The following is a 5,237-nucleotide window of genomic DNA, read 5'->3' as shown; positions in this document are numbered from 1 at the left end:
GCGCCCACGCTCTGCACCGCCTCCGTCAGGGCCTCGATCAGGGCCTGGGGCACGATGGGCTTGCTCAGATGGCCGTCGAAGCCCTTGGCCAGATAGCGCTCGCGGTCGCCGGTCATGGCGTCGGCGGTGAGCGCGACGACGCGGACCCGCGGGTCGCCGGCCTGGCCCTCGCGGATCGCCGCCAGCGCCTCCAGGCCGTTCATCACCGGCATGTTGACGTCCATCAGCACCAGGTCAACGGGCGTGGCGCGCAGCACCTCCAGCGCCTCCGCGCCGTCGCTGGCCAGGATCACCGGCAGCCCCAGCGCATGCAGCAGCGCCTCGACGACGGCGCGGTTGCTGGCGTTGTCGTCGACGGCCAGGATCCGCAAGCTCGGCAAGTCGTCCTGAACCTCGGCGTCGGCGGCCTCCACCGGCGGCTCGGCGACCGGCGCCGCGATCGAGCCCGTGAAGGTGGAGCCCTCCCCCTCGATGCTCTGCGCCTCGAGGTCGCCGCCCATCATGCGGCAGAGCCTGCGGGAGATCGAAAGCCCGAGGCCCGTGCCGCCGAACTTGCGGCCGGTGGAGACCTCGCCCTGGCTGAAGTCGCGGAACAGCCTGGCCTGCACCGCGGGCGACATCCCCGCGCCGGTGTCGGCGACCTGGAACTGGATGCGCTGGTCGGCGGAATAGCGCACGTTGAAGCGGATCTCGCCCCGGCTGGTGAACTTCAGCGCGTTCGACAGCAGATTGGTCAGCACCTGGCGCAGCCGGGTCGGATCGCCCGTCACCCAGGCCGGCAGGGCGTCGAGCTCCACGACCAGGCGCAGGCCCTTCTCCGCCGCCGGCGCGTTCCAGAGCGCGACGATCGCGTCGATGAGCTCGGGGAGGCAGAAGGCGATCGCCTCGATCTCCAGCCGCCCGGCCTCGATTTTCGAGAGGTCGAGGATGTCGTTGAGGATGGCCAAAAGGCTCTGCCCGGAGGTCTCGATCACGTCCACATAGCCGTGCTGGCGCGCGTCGAGCGGACTGGCGGCCAGGGCGTGGGCCATGCCGAGGACGCCGTTGAGCGGGGTCCTGAGTTCGTGGCTCATCATCGCCAGGAAGCGGGACTTGGCCTGGTTCGCCGCCTCGGCCTGCTCGCGGCTCCGCGCCAGCGCGACCGCGCCCCAGCCGCCGGCGAAGATGATGAGCACGACTCCCGCCGCCAGGCTGCGCAGCGTCAGCCGGAGCGCGCGGCCGGCGGCGTCGGCGGCCGCGAGCCGCTGGGCCAGCTCGTTTTCCTCTTCGGCGTCCCAGCGCGCCAGCTCGGCGCGGATCTCGTCCATCACCTTGCGGCCCTGTCCGTCCCGGACGCTGAGCGCCGCAGCCTGCGGCGCAGCCTCTCGGCGCAAGGCGACGTGTCGCGCCGCGATCTGCAGCTTGCGGCGCACGAGGACGTCGATCCGGTCGGCGTGGACCCGATCAGGCGCATGAAGCGCGCTGGCGCGCAGCTGCGCTATCTCGTTCGGGAGCTTCGCCCGGGCATGGTCGTAGGGTTCCAGGAACACCTCTTCGCCGGTGAGCATGAAGCCCCTGGCGCCGGTCTCGACGTCCTGGACCAGGGAGAAGACGTGCTGCATGTGCGCGCGCAGCACATAGGACCGGGCTACGGTCTTTCGGGTCTCAAGGTCCTCGTTGCGCTGATATTGGACCAGGACGACGAGGGCCACCATCACCACGGCCAGGGCGGCCGCCAGCGCGCCGGCGACCAGGCGCCAGCGCCGGCCGATCCATGCGGGAATGATCGTCTTGTCGGACATCGCAGGCGAAGCCTAGCCGCCGGCTTCGTTCCGAACCGTTAAGCGATCGGCGGTCTTGCCGGAAATTCCGACCCGCGGCGCGCCACGGTTCGGCGGCGAGCGGCGTTAATCCTCCGGCCACGGCCAAAAACCTGCGCCAGGACGACGCCGGACTCGGCGTCCGCTCCCGCCTCGATGGAGGGTGTGATGACGATATCCCTGAAACTTCGCAACTACATGGACCGGTGCGGCGTCGAGTTCGACGAGGTGCCGCACGCCTACGCGTTCCAGCCGTCCAAGGCGGCGGAAGCGACGCACATTCCCGGCAGACGCGTCGCCAAGGGCGTGCTCGTCCGCGCCGGCGACGAGTACATGATGGCGGTGGTGCCCTCGTCCAAGCTGGTCGCGTTCGGCGACCTCGGCCGCTGGCTGGGCCGCGAGGTGCGGCTGGCAGACGAACAGGAATCCGTCTCGCTGTTCGCGGACTGCGAGCTGGGCGCCTTGCCGCCGGTCGGGGCGGCCTTCGGACTGCAGACCATCCTCGACGAGGAGCTGCTCGACGCCGAGGACATCTATTTCGAGGGCGGCGATCACCGCACGCTGATCCACGTCCAGGGCCAGGACTGGCGCCGGCTGCAGCACGACGCGGGGCACTGCGCGCTGAGCGCGTGACGGCGTGCGCGGTCCGATCACGGCAACGCTACCGCGCCGATCCTGCCGGTGCGGCAACCGCGGCCGTTCGCCGCCGTTCCCTAGAAGCGTTCGGCGGTTCGAATGAACCGCCGAACGCTCATAAGTTTTTGAAGTTAGACCATTCGCTGCGCCGAACCGGCCTCCACTTCGGCGGCGAATGGTCTAGGGTGGGAGGAAGCGAAATGTCGCCGAACCGCAAGCGTGAAACCGCGCGCATCGCCCTGTGGGCGCTGGCCGCCATGACCCTGATCGCGCTGTGGGGCCAGACGGCCTGGGTCCAGCAAGGCTAGGCGCGGCGGCGGGGCGTAAGCGCCAAGGCGCCGAAATCGGCCGCACATCCCTTTTCTTTGGGATCCGTCCGCCACATTCTGCCGCCGTGGACGGACGCATGAACTCATCATGCTAAGAGCGCAGAATGCTAAGAGCGCAGAATGCCTGACCTCGACCAGCTCACCCGTGAGATCGCCGCGCTGCAGCAGCAGCTCGTCCAGCGTTCGAGATCGCTGGAGGAAGCCGAGGCGCGCTACCACGCCGTGTTCGACACCGCGCTCAGCCACATGTCGATCTGCACCATCGCCGGCGTCGTCCTCGACGTGAACCGCGCCGCCTTGCAGGCGATCGGCGCGCCGATCGAGGACTTCGTCGGCAAGCACCTTTGGGAGAGTCCCTGGTTCGCGGCCAATCCTGCCGAGGCGGTCAAGGTCGAGGAGGCCATCCGCCGGTTCCGCGGCCAGTACGTCGAGTACGAGTCCAACGTGCCGTTCCGCAACGGCGACTGGCGGGTCTGCCAGTTCATCCTGCGGCCCTACCGCTCCTACCTCGGCGGCGAGGCGCGCTTCCTGGTGCTGGAGGTCCGCGACCTGACGGCTGAACGCCGCAAGGCCGCAGCCTCGGACGCTCAGCCCAGCGGCCCCGGTCCGAAGCTCGAGGCGCAGAGATAGGGAAGGGAGGCGCGTCTCGCCCGACTGCAATTCGCCCTAATGCGAGGCGACGAGGACGATGTCCTCCGCGAGCAGCGGCCGCATGTTGAGGATCCAGGACTTCAGCCGCCCCGGCCGCGTGAACGCCGCCATGGTGACGCTCTCCGGCCTGTAGCCGGCGTCCACCGCCACCTTCGATATGGTGTAGGGCGTGAAGAAGAAGCGATGATCGGAGTTGATGGTCTCGATGTTCCGCGCGATGCCGAGCACATTGCCGGCGCGAAACGCGTTCGGGACCGTGATGATGATCTTCTTGAAGTTCGAGCAGTAGGTCTTTCGGAACCGCTTGAGGAACTCGACGGGATTGGGGATGTGCTCGACGACCTCTCCGAACAGGGCGACATCGAACTTCTCACGCGAGATCTCGGCGATCGGGTCGGGCGAGGTGATGTCGCCGGCCACCATGTTGTCCATGTTGGCGATCTTCGAAGCCATGCGCACGGCCGAGGCGTCGATGTCCACGCCCAGGGTGTAGCTGGAGCATTCCGTGATCAGGCCGTGCAGCCAGTTCCTGTCCGCGATCTTGGCGTCGATCAGCGGCACGTGGTCGGTGCAGCCGATGTGCAGGATCCGCTTGTCCCTGCAGAGATCCTGCAGCAGGGTGTTCCTCAAGGCGACCTGTTCGCTGCCGTCGTACTTGATGCGCAAGTTCTCGTCGAATTTCGAGCCGTCGAGATACGGCATTATCTTCGGAATTACCGACGTCAGTATCGACATTGCGTACTCCAATCCGATCCTGGTCGCAGGCGTCCCTCCTGCTCAGGCGCAGCCGCGCCGGTTAGCCCCTCCCTGCTGGCGTCCGGCTGGGGGTCACGGAAGGCCGCGCCGGGGGCGACGGCAAGTCCGCCCTGCGCGCGGGCGCGAGTTACTACAGACTTGCAATCGACCCGTGCAACACGGTGAATCGGCGCCTCGACGCTGACAATCGCCTCGCCCGAGAAAGCGGTGGCGCCCGAGAGGAGCCCCGAGAGCAGCGGTGACGCAAGTGGCCGGAACGAGCGCATCCCCGGGCGGGGACAGGGCGGCGCCACACCGCTGCGCTGTTCCGGCTGGCTTGAGGGATCTGCCGGGTCGTTCCGGTGATCAGGCGGTCGGCGCCCGGCGTGTCGCCTCGCGCCTCATATAGATAGGAAGCGATCTGGGCGTCGCCAAGGCCGGAGGCGCTCGCGAAGCGAGACGGAGGGGAAGGTTCCGGGTATCCATTGGCGTCGATGGCCTTGGAGCGCGCGGATGGCCGAGCCGCGCTGCGCGTTCTGACGGCCGCATCATCGGGATCTCGGGAAAGCCACACGCCATGTCCGACAGCCAGCTCACGCTCGCCCACGCCAACACCATCGTAGAGGCCGCGCTCGCCGAGGCCGCCCGCCTGCAGCTGAAGCCGCTCACCGTGGTGGTGCTCGACGCCGGCGGCCACGCGGTGGCGCTGCAGCGTCAGGACGGGATGTCGAACCTGCGGCCCCAACTGGCGGCCGGCAAGGCGTCCGGTGCGCTGGCGCTCGGCGTCTCCTCTCGGCAGATCGCGGCGATGGCGCTGGAGCGGCCGCACTTCGTGGGCGCGCTGACGGCGCTGGGCGCCGGCGCGGCCCAGCCGATCGTGCCGGTCCCCGGCGGGGTGCTGATCAGGGGCGCCGGCGACCGGATCCTGGGCGCCGTCGGGATCACTGGCGACACGTCCGACAACGACGAGGCCTGCGCCGTGGCGGGGATCAAGGCGGCGGGCCTGACGCCGGGCGTCTAGAACACAGAGGGCGGGCTTTAGATGTGGATCGCCCGCCCGAGCGCCCTCAGCGCCGCCTCGCCGAGC

At 68.9% G+C, this 5,237-nt stretch carries 5 protein-coding genes; 3 read left to right on the top strand and 2 right to left on the bottom strand.

Annotated features, from left to right (window positions below):
• Window positions 1-1,781 (bottom strand): CHASE3 domain-containing protein (locus tag VJS38_RS03855; protein WP_324086833.1); only part of this gene is annotated, 1,781 nt, incomplete at its 3' end.
• Between the two features lie 186 nt (window positions 1,782-1,967).
• Between VJS38_RS03855 and VJS38_RS03850 the strand changes: the two genes are divergently transcribed.
• Window positions 1,968-2,432 carry a YbaK/EbsC family protein gene (locus VJS38_RS03850; protein WP_324086832.1) on the top strand — a complete coding sequence of 155 codons (465 nt, stop codon included), beginning with the start codon at window positions 1,968-1,970 and terminating at the stop codon, window positions 2,430-2,432.
• 452 nt (window positions 2,433-2,884) lie between these two features.
• Window positions 2,885-3,394, top strand: coding sequence for a PAS domain S-box protein (locus VJS38_RS03845; protein WP_324086831.1), 510 nt, complete (start codon window positions 2,885-2,887; stop codon window positions 3,392-3,394).
• A 36-nt stretch (window positions 3,395-3,430) separates the two neighbouring features.
• Here the strand turns inward: VJS38_RS03845 and VJS38_RS03840 are convergent, their stop codons facing one another.
• Window positions 3,431-4,150: a class I SAM-dependent methyltransferase gene (locus VJS38_RS03840; protein ID WP_324086830.1), complete on the bottom strand. Its 720-nt coding sequence runs from the start codon at window positions 4,148-4,150 to the stop codon at window positions 3,431-3,433.
• Between the two features lie 577 nt (window positions 4,151-4,727).
• On the opposite strand from VJS38_RS03840, the gene VJS38_RS03835 reads away from it, so the two are divergent.
• Window positions 4,728-5,171 carry a GlcG/HbpS family heme-binding protein gene (locus VJS38_RS03835; RefSeq protein WP_324086829.1) on the top strand — a complete coding sequence of 148 codons (444 nt, stop codon included), beginning with the start codon at window positions 4,728-4,730 and terminating at the stop codon, window positions 5,169-5,171.
• Window positions 5,172-5,237: the final 66 nt, after the last annotated feature.

Source organism: Phenylobacterium sp. (assembly GCF_035276905.1).
Classification (GTDB): Bacteria; Pseudomonadota; Alphaproteobacteria; order Caulobacterales; family Caulobacteraceae; genus Phenylobacterium.
Note: the sequence above shows the minus strand (reverse complement) of the source record. Positions and strands in the feature narration are given on the sequence as shown.

Coding starts and splice junctions, on each gene's coding strand:
- VJS38_RS03850 (WP_324086832.1), top strand. CDS start 1,968: ATGACGATATCCCTGAAACTTCGCAACTACATGGACCGGTGCGGCGTC.
- VJS38_RS03845 (WP_324086831.1), top strand. CDS start 2,885: ATGCCTGACCTCGACCAGCTCACCCGTGAGATCGCCGCGCTGCAGCAG.
- VJS38_RS03840 (WP_324086830.1), bottom strand. CDS start 4,150: ATGTCGATACTGACGTCGGTAATTCCGAAGATAATGCCGTATCTCGAC.
- VJS38_RS03835 (WP_324086829.1), top strand. CDS start 4,728: ATGTCCGACAGCCAGCTCACGCTCGCCCACGCCAACACCATCGTAGAG.